Below are 20,544 nucleotides of genomic sequence, written 5' to 3'. Positions count from 1 at the left end.
TGGCAGGGTGGTGCCATGCCGCGCTGTGAGGACGTGTTGGTCGACGAGCACCTGCGGGAGTTGGGCTCCCGGTTGCAGGGGCCGGCACGACTCAAGTCCGACCTGCTGACCGAGGCCCGGCACGGGCTGCTGGACGCCGTCGAGGCGTACCGCGAGAGCGGTGTGCCACCCACGGAGGCGCAGCGCCGGGCGGTGGTCGAGTTCGGCTCGCCGGCGCAGCTACTCCCCTCCTGGCAGGCGGAGCTGGCGGTCGGCGCCCTGCGCGGGCTCTCCCTGCGGATGCTGGTGATCGCCGGCGTGGGGATGGCTGCCGGCGACCTGACCTGGCGGGGGGCGAGCTGGAGCGACGGCCCACGCCCCCCGGCCGGCTACCTGCTGCTCTCCAACTCGGTCGACTGGATCTGGGCGGGTTCGCTGCTGCTCGCGGTGGTCGGCCTGCTGGTGGTCGCGGCGAGCGCCCGTTCGACCCGGCCGGGCCTGGCCGTGGCGCAACGCATGGTGGGCACCGGCCTGACCGGCGTGCTGGCTCTCGGCATGGTCGCCGGCTGCGCCCTCTTCGTCTGGTCGATCAGTCTCTGGGACGCGGCGCTGCGCTGGCCGCCGATGATCATCGGTGCGGTGCTGGTGGGCGGCGCCTACTTCTCGCTGACCCGCGCGACGCGCGGCTGGCTGCTGGCCAACGCCCGCTGACCAGCGCCGCTCGCCGGAGAGTCAGGCCGGGGTGGTGGATGAGCTGCCGGGATCGAGGAACCGACCCACGGTCAGCTGGAACTCGTGCCAGCCGGCGCGCTCGCCGGCCAGCGCCCGCCGGCCCGAGTCGGTGAGCTCGTACGTCCGCCGTTCCCGGCCGTTGACCGTGCTCCAGGTGCTCGCCACGTACCCGGCGCGTTCCAGGCGACGTAACGCCGGATAGATGGTGCCGGTGGGCAGATCCAGGCTGCCCTCGCTGCGCGCGCGCAGCGACTCGATGATGGCGTACCCGTGCAGCGCGCCCTGTTCGAGGACGGCGAGCAGCAGAGCGTCGAGATGGCCGTGCAACTCCTGGGCCTTCATGCGTAGCTACGCTACTTGTCGATCGGCCGGTTCGCCACCGGCAGCCACCAGCAGGTCGAACCCGTGCGCCAGCCGGCCACCGGGGTGCGGGCATCGGTCACCCAGGGCCGCCGACTAGGGTATGTGCCCAGAGTCACTCGCCGGTCAGAGACCCCGGCGGGTGGGCAACCCGAAGCACACGGAGGTCAGCGTGGCCCGCCAGTCGCCCCAACGGCCCGACGCCGACGAGCCCGAGCTCGACGACACCACCGGCGCGGCCGAGCCAGATCAGGCCGAGGAGACCGACCGCACGTCGGCCTCGGTCGACCGTTCGCTCTGGGACGAGCTGCACATCGATCCGGTAGAGATCGCCCTGCCCGCCGGCACCGGCTTCACCCTGCGGGCGTACCGGCCGGCCAGCTCGTTGACGCCGACCGACGTGACCGAACGCGACCAGGACGACCCGTTCCTCGCCCGCCGCCAGGTCATCGAGGAGGAGGACGACGACGAGACCGTCGTCATCCTCGACGAGGAGCTGGCCGAGGAGTTCGCCGACAGCGACGAGGACGAGGACGAGTCGACGCGCCGCCGCGCCGCGACCGCCGACACCGACGCGGACGACGAGGCGGACGAGGCCGTCGCGGACGAGGCGAACGACGAGGAAGTGCCGATCTTCCTCAGCCACCGGGGCAAGCTGCTGCTGTTCAAGACCCCCGAGTCGTTGGTCAGTTTCATCCGGTCGGGTGCGCCCAACGATCTGTCCCAACTGGACAGCTGGAATGAATTGTCCGAACGGGTGGAGCCGGCAGATATCGCGCCGCTCGACGAGGACACCTACGAGCTCGACCTGGTCGTGGAGAACCTGCGCGGCGGGCACGACACCTGGGATTCGACGCTGCTGATCGAGGCCGGCGAGGTCGCGCGTGACATCTCGTACGCGTTGCGGCTGCCTGCGGTGCTGGACATGCTCTCCGCCGGCTCCAGCCTCGATGATCTGGACGAGGGATTGCGTGCCACCGCCAACGGTGGGATCGGCGCGTTCATGGGTCGCCGACGGCTGAAGAAGATCGGAGCGCAGACCGCGAGTTTGGGTTGGCGCACCATTGTCGGCAAGATCTCTGCGGTGGTGGACTGGCGCGACTGACCCGTACCGGGGAGCATCAGTTGCTGGCAGAGGAAACACCTGTCCCGGGAGGAGGACGACGCCGTGGCGCTCGTGCGCGTTTACTGCGGTCTGGCCTCGGCGGATCCAGCTGACCGACCGGCCTCCGCCGGCTCGACGCTGACGTCCGCTGTGGTCGACGACGCAGGCCGTCTGCTGCATGTCTGCGAGATCAGCGATGACGCCGCTGGCTACGCCCAGCTCGTCGCGCTGCTCGTGGAGCGGTCGGGCGGGCCGAGCGGTGCGGCCATCGCGGCCGACAGCGACGACCACACGGTCACCTCGCTGTTGAGCGCGGCAGGTCGACCTTTGGCTATCGCCGACGACGACTCGGTGGACGACTTCGCCGAGCGGTTCGCCGATGACGACTCACTGGAGGAGATGCAGTCGCCTCCGGCCGAACGACGGGCCGTCGGCCTGGCCCGTGCGTTGCAGGCGGGCGCGCTCTCCGCGGTCACCCTGCCGGCACCCCGGGACCTCGCCGGTTACAAGCAGGTGCTCTCCGCGCACGCCGCGCTGGCCAGTGGCCGACACTCCGCCGCCGTGGCGCTGCGCGAGGTTCTGCGTGAGCTCTACCCGGCGGCCCTGCGCGCGTACCCGGACCCGGCCGAACCGGTCTCTCTGGCAGTGCTGGACGCGCTGCCCGAGCCGGGCATGCTCGGAGGCACCGTCGCCCGGGGCCGCGAGGTGTCGGTGGCAGCGGATGCCATCGCCGCGCACCTCGCCGCCGACGGGGTCGCCGACGCCGAAGAAATCAACGAGGCGGTCACCGCCCTGCGGGTCGCCATCTCCGAGACGCCACGCCGCGCCGCGGTCAACCGTGCGCTCACCTCCGCGGTGGCCGAGACGGTCCGCCAGGCCGTCGCCTCCGTGCGAGCCTGCGACGCGGGCTGCGAGGCGCTGGTCAGCGCTCTCAGCTCACGGGTCAGCACGCCCACTCAGGCGCCGGGCCGCCGGGCCGCCGCCCGCCGGGGCGAGTCGGTCGGCGAGTTGACCGGTCTGGCCGGCACCGCTGCCGGTCTGCGGTCGGTTCGGCCCACTCCGGCCGCCGACCCCGCACCCGTCCTCGGGCGACGCAGCCGCCCCGAGCCGGTCGGTGGTAACGCGCCGCTGGCGTCGCCCCGCCCACTCGGGCCACCACCGGTCGCCCCGGCTCCGGTCACGCCGCCGCCGGTCGCACCCGCGCCGATGGCCCCGGCGGCGATGGCTGGTCCGCCGGCGTCCACGCTGCCCGCGCGCACCGAGTCGGTTGCCAGCCGGATCGACGGTCCGACCAACCGGCCGGTCTCCTCGCCGCCGCCCCCGCCGCCGGGGATCACCCCGATCGCACCCGCACAGCGCGGCACGGTGCCCCCGGCGGAGGCCGGTGAGCCGTTCCGGCCGACGCTGACCACCGCCGCGATCAACCACGCGCGGGCGGAACGGCAGCGCACGGTCATCCCGCCCCGCCCCAAGACCAACGGCGAGCAGCGGCAGAGCCACCTGCAACGCCCGGTCGACGAGCCGCCCACGGGCGGGTTCAGCGCCACCGACCTCAGCATTCCGGTGCCGACCCCCCGCCCGGATCAGGAGGCCGCACCGCCCGGATCCCGGGCCAACTGGCCACTGGTCAACAACCCGGAGGACCCGGCCGACAGCTCGCCGAACAACCCGGTGGCCTACTCGTACGGTGGCAGCCGTGGCATCGACGCCCCGACCGATCCCGGTCGGGCCGACGGTCGGGTCACCCCGCCCTGGCTGGCGGACGACCTGCCGCAGGAGCCACCGATGCTGCGGCTGGTGGAGCCGCCGCCACTGGCTGACCGGGCGCTGCGGGAGGGGCTCAACCCGTCCGCGGATCCGCACCTGGAGACGCCGCCGTTGCGGTTGGTCGACCGGGAGCAGGCCGCTCGTAGCGGCCGGGCGGCCGCTCGCTCGGACCGCGCTGCCGAGCACCGCCCGCCGCCCCCGGTGGAGCACCGTCCGCCGGCAATGGAGCACCGTCCGCCCGCAATGGAGCACCGCCCGCCGGCAATGGAGCACCGTCCGCCGCCGCCGGTCGAGCATCGGCCCCCACCGGTCGCCGACGAGGGCGACGGCGACCTGCTGATCTTCGCGCAGGCCAAGTCGGCCTGGTTCGTCGGGCAGGCCGAGGAGTCCGACCTGGACTGGTCGACCACGGCCGACACCGGCTGGCAGGCCGCTGAGCAGGCGGCCCGCCCGGCAGTGGGCGCCGAGACCAACGCCGGGCTGCCGAAGCGCGTGCCACAGGCCAATCTGGTCCCTGGTTCGCCGCTGCGCGAGGAGCGCCCACTGCGGATAGTGCGTGATGCGGCAAGCCTCGCGGAGAACACCACCGGCTACTTCCGCGGCTGGCGTCGCGGACAGGAGATCGGCGGTTTCGCGGTGGGTGGTCGGCCCGGTCGCGAGGCGGCCGGCGGCTGGGACTTCAGCCGCGACCACGGGGACCGCGACGACGACCGGGAGTACGAGTACCGCTCCGCCGGCTACCAGTCCTGACCTTCGCCCTCTGCCCTACTCGAATCGCGCCCCCGGTCAACTGATCGGGGGCGCGATTTCGTGTGGGGCAGGACGCCTCCCTGCCACACCGAAAACGCCGCCCCTCGAAGACCTGGAAGGAACGCACCCTGAACGGGGTGGAAATCTTCCAGCTCTCAAGAAGGCGGCGAAGGGCCACACGGCGGGCAGGGCGAAACGCCCGATGGCGGCCGGAGCCACCACCGGGCGTGCGGCGTCCCGATCAGGCCGGGGCGACGGCGCGCGTACGGCGCATGGTGAGCACGTACTCGACCAGCGAGATCAGCACGTGCTTCGTCGACTCCCGGTTACGAGCGTCGCAGGCCACCACCGGCACGTCGCTCGAGATCGCCAAGGCGTCCCGAACGTCCTGCGGGTCGTGGTACTGCATCCCGTCGAAGCAGTTGATCGCCACCAGGTACGGCAGGCGTCGGTGCTCGAAGAAGTCGATCGCCGCGAAGCAGTCGGCCAGCCGGCGCGTGTCCACCAGCACGACCGCACCGATGGCACCCCGAACCAGTTCGTCCCACATGAACCAGAATCGGGTCTGACCCGGCGTACCGAACAGGTACAGGATCAGGTCACGGTCGATCGAGATCCGGCCGAAGTCCATGGCCACCGTGGTCGTCGTCTTGCCCGGCACCTGCCGGGTGTCGTCGACGCCCACGCCAGCGGAGGTCATGATGGCCTCGGTGGTCAGCGGCGTGATCTCCGAGACCGAACCGACCAGCGTCGTCTTACCGACACCGAATCCGCCGTCGATAACGATCTTCGCCGACGTCACGCGCCCACTCGGGTTAGGCGGGCGGTGCGACATGTCAGAGCCTGCGAAGTCCACTCAGCACCCTCTCCAGCAGTTCAGTGCCCACCGCGTCGTCGGAGTCGTCCAAAATGGTCGGCTCGTGGACTGCGACCAGGCCGTCCGTCGCCATGTCGGCGATGAGCACCCGGGCCACACCGAGCGGGAGCTGCATCCGCGCCGCGATCTCTGCGAGCGATTGCACGCGTCCGTCACACAGCGCGGCGATGTACTGGTGTTCGCGGCCCTGGCCGCCGTTGCCATTGGCAGCGGCCCGGCCGCGCACCGTCGTCTCGACGAGCGCCTCCAGCGCGATGTCGAGCCGGGGACGGGTACGACCACGGGTCACGGCGTATGGACGGACCAACGCTCCGGTCGGCTCGTCACGATCGGCCATCTCGCCGCTCACCTCCTTCGTACCCGCTGCCGGCTCCCACCGGTGAAACCCGTCGTTGTCGTTGTTGCGGTCGTGCCGACCTCACGATCGGCGGGGCGTCAGCCCAGCATGCCCGCAGCCGCACGCGGCTGCGGGGTCAGCGCGTCGCCCACCCGGTCGACCAGCAGCGCCATCTCGTAGCCGACCTGGCCCACGTCGGAGCTGCGGGCCGCCAGCACGGCGAAGGACGAGCCGTCCGAGATGGACATCAGGAACAGGAAGCCATTGTCCATCTCCACGACGGTCTGCAACACCGCGCCTCCCTCGAAGCAGCGGGCTGCCCCCTGGGTCAGGCTCACCAGACCCGAGGAGATCGCGGCGAGCTGGTCGGCCCGGTCGCGCGGCAGATCCCGTGACGACGCGAGGAGTAGGCCGTCCGCCGAGACGGCGACCGCATGCGCGACGCCGGGCACCCGGTCGGCGAAGTTGGCCAGCAGCCAACCAAGATCCTGCGTAGTTGTCATCCTTCTTGCTCCTTCTGCCCGCTCCCGGCCACCGGGCCTGAGCCAGACTGCGAGGATTGCCCGCCCGGAGTCGCCTCCGGGCTGGTCGGGTTGTCCGAGGTGCTACGCCCTCGCTGCACGCCCCGGTGGTAGGCGGAGAGCAGGCCACGGACCGCCTCCGGGGAACGGCGCTGGACCGAGGTGGTGGGCTTCTCCACCGCACCCGGCACGAGCTGCGCCATCGGCTTGCGCTTCGGCAGGCCGGTAGTGGTGGTTTCGCTCACCGGTGCCGCGCCAGCCGCCGCCGAAGCGGCACGCCAGCCATCGTCAGCTGCGGTCTGCCAGCCGTTGGACTGCGGTTGGGGCCGGCGGTTCGACAGGCTCTCGGCGACGCTGGGGCGGGCGCCCTCGCTCGCTGTGGAGCCGCTGTCCCGCGGCGCTCCTCCGGCCGTCGGAGTGTCTGCCATCGGTGTGTTACCTGTCGTCCCGGGTGGTGTCTTGTGGACTGTCCGACCGGTGGCCTCGACCGTGGCGAACTGCTGGGTCGCGGTGTCGCCGTTCGTTGCCGGCTGGGCGCCAGCCGCAGGCTCCTCCGAGCCCGGGCGGCGGGTACGGAACCAGGCCGACTCAAGCTCCCGGAAGATCGGCAGCTCCATCGTCTCGTCCGCGTACCGCTGCCGGTTCTGCGCCTGCGGTTGCTGCGGCGCCGGCCGACTCTGCGGAGCCGGAGCCGGAGCCGGAACGGGAGCAGGAGCGGGAGCGGGAGCGGGAGCGGGGGCCGGCGGCCGGTTTGCGGCTGCGGGCTGCTCGCCGGGTCGCGGCACACGCGGCAACTCCGTCGTCATGTCCAGAGCGGCGGCAAGCCGTTCCGGCACCGGCGGGGTCGCCGCGTCCCGGTCGGCACCCGGCACCGGCGGCCAGGCCGGCGGCGCGGGGACGCTGGGCGTCTGCGCGGGCGGAGCGGATCGGGGCGCGAACCCGCTGAACGACGGGCTGGAGGCGGGCGGCACCGAGTACGGCTGACCGGACGCCGGCGACGCCGAAACCGGCGACGCGGACACCGGCGACGCGGACACCGGCGACGCTGACACCGGCGGACCGGCGTACGGCGCACCCGAGTAGGGCTGCCCGGAGTACGGCTGGCCCGAGGCCGGCGAGGCGGAGACCGGCGCGCCGGAGTAGGGCTGAGCGGAGACCGGCGGCACCGAGTACGGAGGTGCCTCGGGGCTGCTCGGCAACTGCCGAGGAATGGACGGCTGCTGACCGGTGGTCGGGCTGTCGTCCCCGGCACGGCGCTGCGGCAGCGGGTCGATCGACTGGCCGTTGGCCGGCCGCGGGGTGAACCCGTCGCCGCCGTTGACACCGTTCGTCCCGGCCGCGCCGGTCAGATCCGACCAGGCCGGCATGGAGCGGTACGAGCCGGTGTTGGCGGGGGTGCCGGCACCGTTGCGCGATGCGGGGTCGAACGGGCGACCGCCGAGGGTGACCTGGTTGCCGGACTCGCTCGGGCGAGGGACGTTGCCCAGCGCGGGCAGCGCACCGAAGACCGGCACCGACCCACCCGGCTGGGGGCCGTTGGCCGCGGGCATCGCCGGGGACTGCTGCACCCGGCCGGAGAGCGCCCGGGGCACCAGCACGGAGGTGGGCAGGGTCACGTCGGCGACCGTGCCCCGGTCGGAGCCGGGGCGCAGCTCGACCCGGACACCGTGCCGGGACGCCAGCCGGGCGACCACGACGAGGCCCATCATCCGGGACACTGCCACGTCCACCTGCGGCGGCGTCGCGAGCCGCTCGTTGAGGTCGTGCAACTGCTCGGCGCTGATGCCGATACCGCGGTCCTCGACGTAGAGCGAGGAGCGGTCGCCGACCCGGCGGGCCTCGACCATCACCTGCGAGTCCGGCGGCGAGAACGCGGTGGCGTTGTCGAACAGCTCGGCGACGAGGTGCACCAGGTCGTTGACCGCGTGCGCGGCGACCTCGATGTCGCGGTCGATGACACCGAACTCGATACGGGTGTAGTGCTCGACCTCGGACTGCGCGGCGCGGAGCACGTCGATGAGCGCGGCCGGCTCACGCTGCACACGGGTGGAGTCGGCACCGGCGAGCACCAGCAGGTTTTCGTCGTTGCGGCGCATCCGGGTGGCGAGGTGGTCGAGCTGGAACAGCTCGGCCAGCCGGTCCGGGTCCTCTTCGCCGCGCTCCAGCCGGTCGAGGTGCCCGATGAGGCGGTCGACCAGGATCTGCGAACGGCGGGCCAGGTTGACGAACATGGTCGCGACGGAGGCGCGCAGCGCGGCCTGCTCGGCGGCCGTGCGGACGGCTTCCAGGTGGACGGCGTTGAACGCCTCGGTCACCTGGCCGAACTCGTCCTTGCTCCGGACCGGCAGCGGCTCGGCGATCTGGTTGGCCAGCTGCACCGGGGAGAGCTGGCCGACGACCTGCGGGTCGCGCAGGCGGGCCACTGCCTGGGGCAGGCCGTACTGGGCGACGGACAGCGCACCTTGGCGCAGCTCACGCAGTGAGCGGGCCATGGAGCGGGCGACCAGGTACGCGAAGAGGATGGCCAGCAGCAGCATGCTGAGCAGCAGGCCGGTCTCCAGGAACACCTGGCGCTGGACGTCCGAGCGGAGGTTGTCGGCGCCGGTGACCACCTCATCGTCGAGCTTCTGCTCAACGGTGCGGATCAGCTTGGCGTTGGCCGTCATCGCGGCCTCCCACTGGTCCGGCTTGAACGGCGCACCGCGCATGTCGCCGGTGGTGTTGCCGTCGATCCAGCCGGTGTAGTTCTGTGCCTCCCGACGGTCGCCGCCCGCGACGGTCTGGTCGTGGAACTTCGCGTCCTCCGGGGTGGCGACGGCCTTGAAGCTCTGCAGTGCCTGCTGCTGGCCGGTGCCGCTGGCGATGTAGTCGGTGCGCAGTGCCGGAGTGAGGCGTTGCCCACCCTTGACGCCCAGCGCGCGGTGCACCACGACCCGGCGTTCGGCGAGGAACTCCTTCTCCCGGGCGACCGCCGCGGCGGCGCGCATCCGGTCGCTCAGGTCGTTGTCGCCGGCGAGCTGCGTGGCCGAGTCACGGATGGCGAGCAGGTCACTGATCAGGCCCTCGTACGCCTGGACGGTCTCGGTGAGCGCGAGCTTGCCGCTGAACACCTGACTGCGGATGCCCGACAGGTCCTGCAGGTTCTGGTCGATGCCGTCGAGCAGGGACTCGAGGCTGGCGGGCAGGTCATCGATCTCGGCCCGCTGCTGCCGATAGGGGCCCGTCTCCTGGTCCACCCGGGAGTTCACCCGGTTGTAGGCCTCCTGGTACTGCGCTGTCGGCTGTGTCCCGTCCGCTCCCAGCAGCAGCACGGCGGCGGTCCGCTCGTCCTGCAGCGTGTCGACCAGGTTGCCTGAATAGCTCGACAGGTTGGCCAGGTCGCCGGCTCGGTTGGCATTGTTGAGCGTTTCCACATGGTCGACAAGACCACTGGTGCCCACCACGACTGTGGCGATGGTCGGCACGATCATGATGAGACCGAGCTTGGACCAGATCGGCATGTCCCGGAGCCGGCTGGCCGGCCGGCGCAGCCGCGACAGGAAGGAGCCCGCCGTCTTTGGCCGTTTGCTCACGTCACCGCCCTCGCGATTACAGCTTCAACGCGTTGCCCCGGGCAACGCCCAGCGACCGACCCGGCGGGTCGGACCCCCGAGATTCCATCACGCCGGTCGACAAGAAGAAAGCCCAGGTTGTCACCTGCCGAAGGTGTGATGAGATGTTGATGCGATTTGATAGCAGTCCGTCTGGCCGGAGTAACTGAAGGTAATGAAACATCCGCACCGCGTTGTCCTCCTCGCCGGCCCTTCCGGGTCCGGAAAGTCGTACATTGCGCAGCAAACCGGCTTACCGGTGCTCTGCTTGGACGACTTCTACAAGAACGGCGACGACCCTACGTTGCCGCGACGAAACGGCCAGGTGGATTGGGAATCGCCACTGTCCTGGGACGCCCCCGCAGCGGTGGAAATCATTGCTCAACTAGCGCGCGAGGGCCGGGCTGATGTGCCGGTTTATGCAATCGGCGCAGATCGACGGGTAGCCACCCGGTCATTTGATGTCGCCGGATCGCCACTTTTCGTGGCTGAAGGGATCTTCGCCGCCGAGATCGTCGCGGAGTGCCGTCGCCGGGGACTGCTCGCCGGGGCGTACGCGCTGCGCCGGCCGCGCGGGGCGACCTTCCTGCGCCGACTGGCCCGCGACCTGTCCGAACAGCGCAAAGCGCCCCGGGTGCTCGTCCGGCGCGGCGTCGCGCTGCTCCGGGCCGAGCCCGCCGTGCTGCGCCGACAGACCGGGTTGGGCGCGGAGGCGGCCCGTGCCCGGGAGGTGCTGCACCGGGTGGCCGGCCTGCTCGCCGGCCACCCGCACGGCTGACCCCTCAGGCCAGCAGCTTGGCGTACGCCGGCTTGATCACCTCATCGATGATCCGCAGCCGCTCGTCGAACGGGATGAAGGCGCTCTTCATGGCGTTGATCGTGAACCACTGCAGCTCCTTCCAGCCGTAGCCGAACGTCTCCACCAGCAGCGCCATCTCCCGCGACATCGAGGTGCCGCTCATCAGCCGGTTGTCGGTGTTGACGGTGGCCCGGAAGCGCAGGTCCCGCAGGAGGCCGATGGGGTGGTCCGCGATCGAGGCCACCGCACCGGTCTGCACGTTCGACGAGGGGCACAGCTCCAGCGGGATCCGCTTGTCCCGGACGTACGCGGCCAGCCGGCCGAGCGCACCGTCGGGGGCGATGTCGTCGATGATCCGCACCCCGTGACCGAGCCGGTCCGCGCCGCACCACTGGATCGCCTGCCAGATCGACGGCAGACCGAACGCCTCGCCGGCGTGGATGGTGAAGTGGAAGTTCTCCCGCTGCAGGTACTCGAAGGCGTCCAGGTGCCGGGTGGGCGGGAAGCCCGCCTCGGCGCCGGCGATGTCGAAACCGACCACCCCGGCGTCCCGGTGCCGCACGGCCAGTTCGGCGATCTCCTGGGAGCGGGCGGCGTGGCGCATCGCGGTGAGCAGCGTGCCCACCCGGATGGTCAGGCCCGCCTCGACGGCCTGGGCGGTGCCTTCGGCGAACCCGGCCAACACCGCCTCGACCACCTCGTCCAGGCTCAGATCCTGCTCCAGATGCTGCTCCGGGGCGAAGCGCACCTCGGCGTAGACGACTCCATCGGCGGCCAGATCCAGTGCACACTCACGGGCCACCCGGCGCAGCGCGGGCGGGGTCTGCATGACCGCCACGGTGTGCGCGAACGTCTCCAGGTAACGCTCCAGCGAGCCGGAGTCGGCCGCCTCCACGAACCAGCGTCCGAGCGCCTCAGGATCGGTGGTGGGCAGTTCGTGGCCTACCTCGGCGGCCAGGTCGACAATCGTCGCCGGCCGCAGCCCGCCGTCGAGGTGGTCGTGCAGCAACGCCTTCGGAACCTTGACGATGTCCTCATACCGGATAGTCGCGACCATGCTCAGACCCTAGTCACGAGGCGGTCAACCCCGCCGCTGGGACCGGCGCATCACCCTCACCTGCCGGTGGCCTACCGTGATCGAGGTGGAACTACGGTCACGGAACGCCTGATGGACCCCCGAGTCGTCGACCGCCTGTGCTGCCCGATCTGCGGGGAGCCACTGGTCGAACAGAGCGCCGGTTCCGCGCGGGCGCTGCGCTGCACCCGCCAGCACAGCTTCGACATCGCCCGGCAGGGATACGTCAATCTGCTCACGGGGCGCGCCCCGCACGTCGGTGACACCGCCGAGATGGTCGCCGCCCGGGCGGACTTCCTCGACGCGGGCCACTACGACGTCATTTCGGCTGCCCTGGCCGCAGCCGCGACGGAGGCCGCCGTCCGGCTCCGGCGGATGTCCTGGCCGCACCCTGGGCCTCCTCCATCCACCCTTTGCTCTGCTTCCCTCCGCGCAACAGCGGCAGGGCAAAACTGTTGCGTGGAGGGAAGCAGAGCAAAGGACACAACACCAGGGGTACGGGCCGAACCACTGACGCCAGACTTCGGGGCGTACCCCCTGGTGGTGGATGCCGGCGCCGGCACGGGCCGCTACCTCGGCGCGGTGCTGGCGGCGCTGCCGGAGGCCGTGGGCCTGGCCCTGGACGTGTCCAAGCCGGCGCTGCGTCGCGCGGCCCGCGCGCACCCCCGGGCCGGCGCTGCGCTCGCCGACACCTGGCAGCGGCTGCCGCTCGCGGACGCCTCGACCGCCGTGCTGCTGAACGTCTTCGCCCCACGTAACGGGCCGGAGTTCCACCGGGTGCTCGACCCGGCCGGTTCGCTGCTGGTCGTCACGCCCCACACCGACCACCTGACCGAGCTGGTGGGTGCCCTCGACCTGCTGCGTGTGGACCCGGACAAGGCCGACCGGGTGATCGGGAGCCTGGGCGGGCACTTCACACCGATCAGCTCGACGGTGCACCGGGCGGAGCTGACCCTGACCCGGTCAGAGGTCGCCACCCTGGTCGGGATGGGCCCGAGCGCGTGGCACACCGAGCCGGGCGCGCTCACCGCCCGGCTGGCCGCGCTGCCCGAGCCGGTCCGGGTGACCGTGGCGGTCCGGGTGGACGCGTACCGACCTCGTTGAGCTCAGGTGGAGAGGTCGACCTCTTCCCAGCCGGGCGGCTCGTCGTGGTACGGCCCGCGCAGGATCACCGCCCACTCCAGCGCCCAGCGCCGCTGCCCGATCGCGTTCGCGTCGATCAGCCCGGGCAACCGACGGCCGCTGCGTTCGGTCTCCAGATACGCCCAGTCCAGGCAGTAGTGCAGGTCGAGCAGGGCGGCCGCGTCGGCCGGGTGCTGCGGGGCCGTGAGGATCCGGGAACGCCACCGGGGGAACGTCTCCCCCTCGGCGATGTGCGGCAGCCGCTCGACCAGCCGCTCGTCGACGGCGAGGGTGGGGTCGAGCTGCTTGCTCAGCCCGAGCACCCACGCCAGCGCGAAGAGCGCGTCGTGGTGCAGCACGAACGAGCGGTGATCGCCCTTGCCGCCCATCACGAACTGCCACTCCGGCGGGGTGACCATCTCGACCAGGTGCGAACCAAGCAGCCAGCTCATCGCCGCCTGCGGGGGCATCCCGAAGCAGCGGGCCAGGATCAGATGCAGCACGGCGATCCGCGCCTCGATCTCCGCCGTGGGGCGCAGGTCGATCTCGTCGCCCGGCTCCCAGACCAGCGGAAACTGGGCCGGCGGCAACGGTAGGCCGAGCCGGGACAGCTCGTCCAGGCTCGCCTCGCGCACCTGACGTGGGTCGGGGGCAGCAACGGTCACGGCGGATCTTCCTGTCTGCTCGCGCCGGCGCAAGGCCGGTTATCCCCCCTATGGCCTGCGACAATAGCGCTCCCAGGTGACCGGCACCACGCCCGGGCGGCCCGCGTCCGATCAGCCAATGCGCTCGATGACCAGCGGCGTCGACGCCGGGGCGGTCGACGCGATCCGCACCGCGTTCGCGGCCTCGGCCAGCGCCGCCGGAATCCGCGTCGCGTCCTCGGCGCGCAGCTCGTAGAGGGGGTCACCGGCCCGCACCGCGTCACCCGGCCGCTTGTGCAACACCACGCCGGCCGGCACGCTGACCGGGTCCTCCTTGCGGGCCCGGCCCGCGCCGAGCCGCCACGCCGCAACCCCCATCGCGTACGCGTCGACGGCCGCGACGTATCCGTCCTGCTCGGCGCGGACCACCTCGACCTCGGCGGCCGCTGGCATCGGCGCGTCCGGGTCGCCGCCCTGCGCCCGGATCATCGCCCGCCAGGAGTCCATCGCCCGACCGTCGCGCAGCGCGGCAGCCGGATCGGCGTCCGGCAGGCCGGCCGCGTCGAGCATCTCCCGGGCCAGGGCCAGCGTCAGCTCCACCACGTCGGCCGGCCCGCCACCGGCCAGGACCTCGACCGACTCGGTCACCTCGACCGCGTTGCCGATCGCCAGGCCGAGCGGGGTGGACATGTCGGTGAGCAGGGCGACCGTCCGCACGTCGTGCGCGCCGCCCAACTCGACCATGGTGCGGGCCAGTTCGCGGGCCTGGTCGACGGACTTCATGAAGGCCCCCGAGCCGACCTTGACGTCGAGGACCAGCGCGCCGGTGCCCTCGGCGATCTTCTTGCTCATGATCGAGCTGGCGATCAACGGGATCGCCTCCACGGTGCCGGTCACGTCACGCAGCGCGTACAGCTTGCGGTCGGCGGGGGCGAGCCCGGCGCCGGCCGCGCAGATCACCGCGCCGACCTCGTCCAGCTGGGCGATGAACTCCTCGTTGCTCACCGTGGCCCGCCAGCCCGGGATGGACTCCAACTTGTCCAACGTGCCGCCGGTGTGCCCGAGACCGCGGCCGCTGAGCTGCGGCACGGCAGCGCCACACGCCGCCACCAGCGGGGTGAGCGGCAGAGTGATCTTGTCGCCGACGCCGCCGGTGGAGTGCTTGTCGACAGTCGGCCGGCGTACCGCCGAGAGGTCCAGCCGCTCACCGCTGGCGATCATCGCGGCGGTCCACCGGGCGATCTCCGGCCCGGTCATGCCGTTGAGCAGGATCGCCATCGCCAGCGCGGACATCTGCTCGTCGGCGACAACCCCCCGGGTGTACGCGTCGACCACCCAGTCGATCTGCGCGTCCGACAGCACTCCGCCATCCCGCTTGGCCCGAATAACGTCAACAGCAGCAAAACCCGAACTCATCAGCAGATCTTCCTAGTCGAATGGCGGCACCGACGCACGGCCGGTGACCACGACGGGGCCGGGGCCGACCGTGCCCGGCGGAGGGATCAAGCCTGACCGCCCGGAGCCGGGCACGGTCGGCCCCGGCCCCGAACAGCAACCACACTCAAGACCAACGCACCGGAATCTCCACCGGCGGCTCGCCCTCACCAGCCCAGAAGATCGTGCCGGTCGCGTCGACCACCACCACCCGTGGCGTCCGGGCCAGGCCCCACGTGATCGCCTCGGCCGGATCGTCCCAGCTCGGTGCCTCCTCCAGCACCCCGGTCTCGGCGCCGGCGTCGTCCCCGGCCGACCGCTCCCAGTACGCCGTCCAGACCTGCTGACCGGCGGACATGTCCGGGTGCACGAAGACGGTGCCGCGCCCACGCCAGGCGGCCAGCCGCTCCGGGACCACCGGCACCGGCGTCTCCCCGGTGACGGCCTCCAGGTCCTCCACGCCGAAGGCGTGCGGCAGCAACTCGGCCATCCGCAGCGGGCGGGTCTTCGATTCGATCAGGCACTCCGGCCCGCCGTGCTCCCAGAGCAGTTGCCGGCAGCGACCGCACGGCATCAGCGGCTCACCGGTGGCGTCGACGCAGGACAGCGCGACGAGTCGACCGCCACCGGTCGCGTGCAGGCTGGAGACGACGCCGCACTCGGCACACAGCGTCACCCCGTAGGCGGCGTTCTCGACGTTGCAGCCGACCACCACGCGTCCGTCGTCGACCAGCGCGGCCGCGCCGACCGGAAACGTCGAGTACGGCGCGTACGCGTGCCGCATCGCGTCGGTGGCGGCGGCCCGCAAGCGCGCCCAGTCAATGTCGGTCATGCCGCCATTCTGCCGAAGTGACCCAGCTCAGACCCACCAGGGCCGGGTGAACGGACAATCTTCGCGCGCCCGTTCCAGTGATCAGGTGATGAGAAGTAGGTCAGCGACGCCCCTGACACCTACTTTTCATCACCTGATCACGGTCAGCCCTTGATGTACGGCTTGCCGTCGGCGGCCGGTGCCCGAACCCGGCCGACCAGACCGGCGACCGCCAGGATGGTCGCCAGGTAGGGCAGCATGGCCAGGAACTGGCTGGGGATCGAGCTGCTGATCGCGCCCAGGTAGGTGGCGAGCTGGTCGGCGAAACCGAAGAAGAGCGCGGCGAGCAGCGCACCTGTCGGGTTCCACCGGCCGAAGATCAGCGCGGCCAGTGCGATGAAGCCCTTGCCGCCGATCATGTTCTTGGTGAACGAGTAGAGCGCCAGCGTGTAGGACGCGCCACCGATTCCGGCGACCACGCCGGCCAGCAGCACGTTGCGGTAGCGCACCCGCAGCACCTTGACGCCGAGCGTGTCGGCGGCGATCGGGTGCTCGCCGACCGAGCGGGTACGCAGCCCCCATCGGGTGCGGAACAGCCCGATGTGGATCACCAGCACCAGCAGCAGCCCGACGTAGAGGAAGATGTTGCCGCGGAACAGCGCCGGCCCGAGCACCGGAATGTCCCTCAGCAGCGGGATCTCCCAGTTGCTGAAGCGGGGCGCGCTGTTGTACTTCTCCGCGTCGGTCTGCATCAGCCGCTCGTAGAGGAAGCCGGTGACGCCGACCGCCAGCAGGTTCAGCACGATGCCGATGACGACCTGGTCGACCAGGTAGCGGATCGCGAAGACGGCCAACAGCAGCGAGATGAACGCGCCGCCGAGGGCCGCGGCGAGCAGACCCACCCAGACACTGCCGGAGATGCTGCCGAAGAGCGCACCACTGAACGCGCCCATCAGCAACTGGCCCTCGATGGCCACGTTGACCACGCCGGATCGTTCGCAGAGCACACCGGCGAGCGCGCCGAAGATCAGCGGCAGGGCCAGGATGAACGTGCCTCGGATGATGTTGACGAGCGGCATGAAGTTCTGCCCGGCCGGCGCGGCGGAGACCTGCCAGCAGAGGAACGACAGCACGAAGCCGACGAGCCCGACGGCGAGCACGGGAAGAAACCATCGTTTCGGCACTCCGGCGAGCAGCGCCGCGCCGGCGGCGATCGCGATGATCCCGAACAGGATCGCCCCGATCGTGCCGTTGATCTCCAACGCGGCGCCGGCCGCGTCGTCGCTGAGCGTGAACCGGGCTTCCTGTTCGGTGGCGAGCGCGCCGAAGAGCACCGCGGCCAACAGGCCGAGCCCCAGCAGCGTGAGGCCAACCTTGCGGCTCCGGGTCCAGAAGCCCTTGCGGACCGGGGCGACCGCGATGTCGGGGACAGCCATGGTGGACATCAGCTACCAGCCCTTCGCCAGGCTCGTCTGCAACCGGGCTGCGCGTGCGGCCCGGAGCTGGAAGATCGCCTTCACCAGGGCCGGCGCGGCGATGAAGATGACGATCAGCGCCTGGAGCACGGTCACCAGCTCCAGCGAGATCCCGGAGTACGACTGCATCCGGTTGCCACCGGCCTGCAGCGCCCCGAACAGCAGCGCCGCCAGCAGCACCCCCCAGGGCTTGACCCGCCCCAGCAACGCCACCAGGATGCCGTCGAAGCCGATCTGCGCGACCACCAACGGCGTCAGCGCGCTGGCGGTGGAGCCGAGCACCATGTTCGAGCCGCCGAGGCCCGCCAGGATGCCGGCGAAGACCATGATCAGGATGTACGTCCGGGTGACGCTGATGCCGGCGGTGCGGGCGGCGTCCGGGTTGGCGCCGACCGCCCGCAGCTCGAAGCCGAGCGTCGAGCGGTTCAGCAGCCAGGCGACCGCCCAGGTCGCCAGCACGGCGAGCAGGATGCCGGCGTGCACCCGCAGGTTGTCACCGAGCAGTCGGGGCAGTTGGGCGGACGTGTCCACCGCCCTGCTGATCGCGTCGGTGCGGTTCGGGTCCTGCACGCCGTTCTGCACGATCAGCCAGGTGAGGAAGTACGTGGCGACGTAGTTGAGCATGATCGTGTTGATCACCTCGTGCGCGCCGGCGCGAGCCTTGAGGATGCCGGGGATGAAACCCCAGATCGCCCCGCCCAGGGCGCCCGCGAGCACCGCAACCAGCAGGTGCAGCCCGGGTGGCAGGGGCAGCAGGAAGCCGGCCAGCGCCGCCATGATCACGCCGATGGTGGCCTGCCCCTGGGCGCCGATGTTGAACAGGCCGCCACGGAAGGCCAGCGCGACCGACAGGCCGGTGAAGACCAGCGGCGCGGCGTAGGTGAGCGTCTCGGAGATCGGCGCGAGCACGGCCTGCCAGCTGTTGGTGCCGTCCAACCAGCCGGCGAACGCCTCGGGGTCGAAGATCGAGCCCTTGAACAGGTTCGCGTACGCCTCGCTGACCAACGTCCAGCTGGAGTTGATCGCGTCGGACGGACGGGAGGTGATGTACGAGTAGGTGGAGAGCACCGCCGGATCAGAAATGATCATCAGTACCGCGCCGACCACGATCGCCAGCACCAGCGACAGCAGAGTCACCGTGAAGGTGTTGGCCGCCCAGAGGTTGTCGATGAACAACCGGCCCAGGCTGGGCCGCGGCTCCTGCTGCGGCTCCGGCTTCGACGCCGGAGTGTTCGGCTCGGTCGCCAACTCGGCCCGTTCGGTGTTGCCGAGCGCGTTCTGCGCGGCCTGCGCCTCGCTCGCCGGCTCCTTGTCCGGTGAACCGGACTGCGGGGTGGGGTCGTTGCTCATGCCGTCACTCCGCTTCGCTGCGTGACGCCATGAGGCACCAACGGCCGGAAACGGTGATTCGCTCGCTGACGCTCGCTCATGCCTCGTCCTCGTTCGCGGAGCCCGCGTCGCTCGCCGGGCTCCCGTCGGTGGCCGCGCCATCCGCCGGCGCGGCGTCCGTGCTGCGCTCGTGGGCCGCGTCCGGGCTGATGCCGGCCATCAGCAGGCCGATCTCCTCCCGCGGGGTGTCCGGGCCGACGATGCCGATGATCCGACCGCGGTACATCACCGCGATCCGGTCGGCCAGCCCGATCACCTCGTCGAGTTCGCTGGAGACCACCATGACGGCGGTGCCGACGTCCCGCTCGTGGATGATCTGGCTGTGGATGAACTCGATGGAACCGACGTCGACGCCGCGGGTCGGTTGGGCGGCGATGAGGAGCTTCAGCGGCCGGGACAACTCCCGCGCCACGATCACCTTCTGCTGGTTGCCGCCGGAGAGGGTGCCCACCGGCGCGTCGGCCGATGAGGTGCGGACGTCGAACTGCTCGATCCGCTCCTTCGCCGAGGTCGCGATCGCGTCCGGCTTGAGCGCGAGCCCGGCACCGAATGGCGGCCGGTCGTAGATGTCCAGCACCAGGTTCTCCGCGACGCTGAACTCCTTGACCAGGCCGTCCACGCTGCGGTCCTCGGGCACGTAGCCGACGCCCGCGCGGAGCACCTTCTTCGTCGTCCAGCCGTCGATCCGGTCGCCGATCAGGCTGACCGTGCCGGCGAGCACCGGGCGCAGGCCCATGATCGCCTCAATCAGCTCGGTCTGACCGTTGCCCTGCACGCCCGCCACGCCGAGCACCTCACCGGCGCGTACGGTCAGGTCCATGCCGTCGACCGCGCGGATCTGCCGGTCGTCGTCGACGACGAGCCCGGCCACCTCCAGCACCGGTTCGCCCGGCGTGGCCGGGGACTTGTCGACGGTGAGTCGGACGTTGCGCCCGACCATCAGCGCGGCCAACTCGTCCCGACTGGCCTCCGGCGAGGCGGTGCCGACGGTCTTTCCGCGTCGGATCACCGTGATCCGGTCGGCGATGGCCTTGACCTCGCCAAGTTTGTGGGTGATGAAGACGATCGACTTGCCGGCCGCCTTGAGCGACCGCATGACCGTCAACAGCTCTTCGGTCTCCTGCGGGGTGAGCACGGCGGTCGGCTCGTCCAGGATGAGCAGGTCGACGTCACGGGTGAGCGCCTTGACGATCTCCACGCGCTGCTGGATGCCGACCGGCAGGTCCTCGATCACCGCGTCGGGGTCGACCTGCAGGTTGTAGCGCTCGGACACCTCGGTGACCTCGCGCCGGGCACGACGGCGGTCCAGGAAGCCGGCGATGCCGCCCTTGACCTGCTCGGCGCCGAGCATGATGTTCTCGGCGACGGTGAAGACCGGCACCAGCATGAAGTGCTGGTGCACCATGCCGATCCCGGCCCCGATCGCGTCGGACGGGCCCTTCAGCTTCAACGGCTTGCCGTCGACCAGGATCTCGCCCTCGTCGGGCTGGTAGAGCCCGTAGAGCACGTTCATCAGGGTCGACTTGCCCGCACCGTTCTCGCCGAGCAGGGCGTGAATCTCTCCAGGCTCCACCGTCAGGTCGATGTGGTCGTTGGCGACCAGATCACCGAAACGCTTGGTGATGCCGCGCAGTTCGAGTCTCAGCGCAACCTCCTGGAGTGCGAGCGATGGTGCAGCCTAGCTGCCGTCAACCCGACCGGACCGGCCTGGCCGCCGTGGTGCGCGATCGGCCGCTCCGACCCCGGGTCACCCGCAGGGCCAGAGCGGCCGATCGGT

17 protein-coding genes are annotated in these 20,544 nt (G+C 71.2%); 5 read left to right on the top strand and 12 right to left on the bottom strand.

The features are described from left to right. Window positions 1–15 precede the first annotated feature (15 nt). Window positions 16–690 carry a permease prefix domain 1-containing protein gene (locus C7C45_RS14920; protein WP_110564263.1) on the top strand — a complete coding sequence of 225 codons (675 nt, stop codon included), beginning with the start codon at window positions 16–18 and terminating at the stop codon, window positions 688–690. 21 nt (window positions 691–711) lie between these two features. Here the strand turns inward: C7C45_RS14920 and C7C45_RS14915 are convergent, their stop codons facing one another. Then, a complete protein-coding gene (locus C7C45_RS14915) occupies window positions 712–1,053 on the bottom strand; it encodes a PadR family transcriptional regulator (protein ID WP_110564262.1) in 342 nt (113 codons plus the stop codon). Window positions 1,054–1,213: 160 nt separating this feature from the next. Here C7C45_RS14915 and C7C45_RS14910 point away from each other — a divergent pair, with 160 nt between their 5' ends. Next, a complete protein-coding gene (locus C7C45_RS14910) occupies window positions 1,214–2,176 on the top strand; it encodes a DNA primase (protein WP_110564261.1) in 963 nt (320 codons plus the stop codon). A gap of 39 nt (window positions 2,177–2,215) precedes the next feature. Continuing rightward, a complete protein-coding gene (locus C7C45_RS14905; protein WP_110564260.1) occupies window positions 2,216–4,693 on the top strand; it encodes a transposase in 2,478 nt (825 codons plus the stop codon). A gap of 241 nt (window positions 4,694–4,934) precedes the next feature. Here C7C45_RS14905 and C7C45_RS14900 read toward each other — a convergent pair whose 3' ends face one another. The 4 genes from C7C45_RS14900 to C7C45_RS14885 form a co-directional block, all read right to left on the bottom strand. Further along, window positions 4,935–5,528 carry a GTP-binding protein gene (locus tag C7C45_RS14900; RefSeq protein ID WP_110564259.1) on the bottom strand — a complete coding sequence of 198 codons (594 nt, stop codon included), beginning with the start codon at window positions 5,526–5,528 and terminating at the stop codon, window positions 4,935–4,937. Between the two features lies 1 nt (window position 5,529). Continuing rightward, on the bottom strand, window positions 5,530–5,907 hold the full coding sequence (locus C7C45_RS14895) for a DUF742 domain-containing protein (RefSeq protein ID WP_030329021.1): 378 nt from the start codon (window positions 5,905–5,907) through the stop codon (window positions 5,530–5,532). A 98-nt stretch (window positions 5,908–6,005) separates the two neighbouring features. Next, window positions 6,006–6,410 (bottom strand): roadblock/LC7 domain-containing protein, encoded by a 405-nt coding sequence (locus tag C7C45_RS14890; RefSeq protein WP_030329023.1) that lies wholly within the window; start codon window positions 6,408–6,410, stop codon window positions 6,006–6,008. Next, on the bottom strand, window positions 6,407–10,000 hold the full coding sequence (locus C7C45_RS14885; protein WP_110564258.1) for a sensor histidine kinase: 3,594 nt from the start codon (window positions 9,998–10,000) through the stop codon (window positions 6,407–6,409). The genes C7C45_RS14890 and C7C45_RS14885 overlap by 4 nt, the downstream gene beginning before the upstream one ends. 502 nt (window positions 10,001–10,502) lie before the next feature. On the opposite strand from C7C45_RS14885, the gene C7C45_RS35010 reads away from it, so the two are divergent. Further along, window positions 10,503–10,796: a hypothetical protein gene (locus C7C45_RS35010; protein ID WP_244200387.1), complete on the top strand. Its 294-nt coding sequence runs from the start codon at window positions 10,503–10,505 to the stop codon at window positions 10,794–10,796. A 4-nt stretch (window positions 10,797–10,800) separates the two neighbouring features. On the opposite strand, the gene C7C45_RS14875 is transcribed toward C7C45_RS35010, so the two are convergent. Next, a complete protein-coding gene (locus C7C45_RS14875) occupies window positions 10,801–11,874 on the bottom strand; it encodes an adenosine deaminase (protein WP_110564256.1) in 1,074 nt (357 codons plus the stop codon). Between the two features lie 111 nt (window positions 11,875–11,985). Here C7C45_RS14875 and C7C45_RS14870 point away from each other — a divergent pair, with 111 nt between their 5' ends. Further along, window positions 11,986–12,996 (top strand): putative RNA methyltransferase, encoded by a 1,011-nt coding sequence (locus C7C45_RS14870; protein ID WP_110564255.1) that lies wholly within the window; start codon window positions 11,986–11,988, stop codon window positions 12,994–12,996. 2 nt (window positions 12,997–12,998) lie between these two features. Here C7C45_RS14870 and C7C45_RS14865 read toward each other — a convergent pair whose 3' ends face one another. The 6 genes from C7C45_RS14865 to C7C45_RS14840 form a co-directional block, all read right to left on the bottom strand. Then, window positions 12,999–13,679, bottom strand: a complete 681-nt coding sequence (locus C7C45_RS14865; protein WP_110564254.1) for a DUF4272 domain-containing protein — start codon at window positions 13,677–13,679, stop codon at window positions 12,999–13,001. Between the two features lie 111 nt (window positions 13,680–13,790). Further along, on the bottom strand, window positions 13,791–15,074 hold the full coding sequence (locus C7C45_RS14860; RefSeq protein ID WP_110564253.1) for a thymidine phosphorylase: 1,284 nt from the start codon (window positions 15,072–15,074) through the stop codon (window positions 13,791–13,793). A 145-nt stretch (window positions 15,075–15,219) separates the two neighbouring features. After that, complete coding sequence (locus C7C45_RS14855) at window positions 15,220–15,924, bottom strand: cytidine deaminase (protein WP_110564252.1); 705 nt, start codon at window positions 15,922–15,924, stop codon at window positions 15,220–15,222. A 143-nt stretch (window positions 15,925–16,067) separates the two neighbouring features. Continuing rightward, window positions 16,068–17,348 carry an ABC transporter permease gene (locus C7C45_RS14850; protein ID WP_110564251.1) on the bottom strand — a complete coding sequence of 427 codons (1,281 nt, stop codon included), beginning with the start codon at window positions 17,346–17,348 and terminating at the stop codon, window positions 16,068–16,070. 3 nt (window positions 17,349–17,351) lie between these two features. After that, window positions 17,352–18,728, bottom strand: coding sequence for an ABC transporter permease (locus C7C45_RS14845; protein WP_110564250.1), 1,377 nt, complete (start codon window positions 18,726–18,728; stop codon window positions 17,352–17,354). 76 nt (window positions 18,729–18,804) lie between these two features. Then, the gene (locus C7C45_RS14840; protein WP_341866492.1) at window positions 18,805–20,352 is read right to left on the bottom strand and encodes an ABC transporter ATP-binding protein; all 1,548 of its coding nucleotides are present in this window, start codon (window positions 20,350–20,352) and stop codon (window positions 18,805–18,807) included. Window positions 20,353–20,544 lie beyond the last annotated feature (192 nt).

It is taken from the genome of Micromonospora arborensis (assembly GCF_003205615.1).
Lineage (GTDB): Bacteria > Actinomycetota > Actinomycetes > Mycobacteriales > Micromonosporaceae > Micromonospora > Micromonospora arborensis.
The sequence above is the reverse complement of the archived record's forward strand: the minus strand, read 5'-3'. Positions and strand labels throughout refer to the sequence as shown.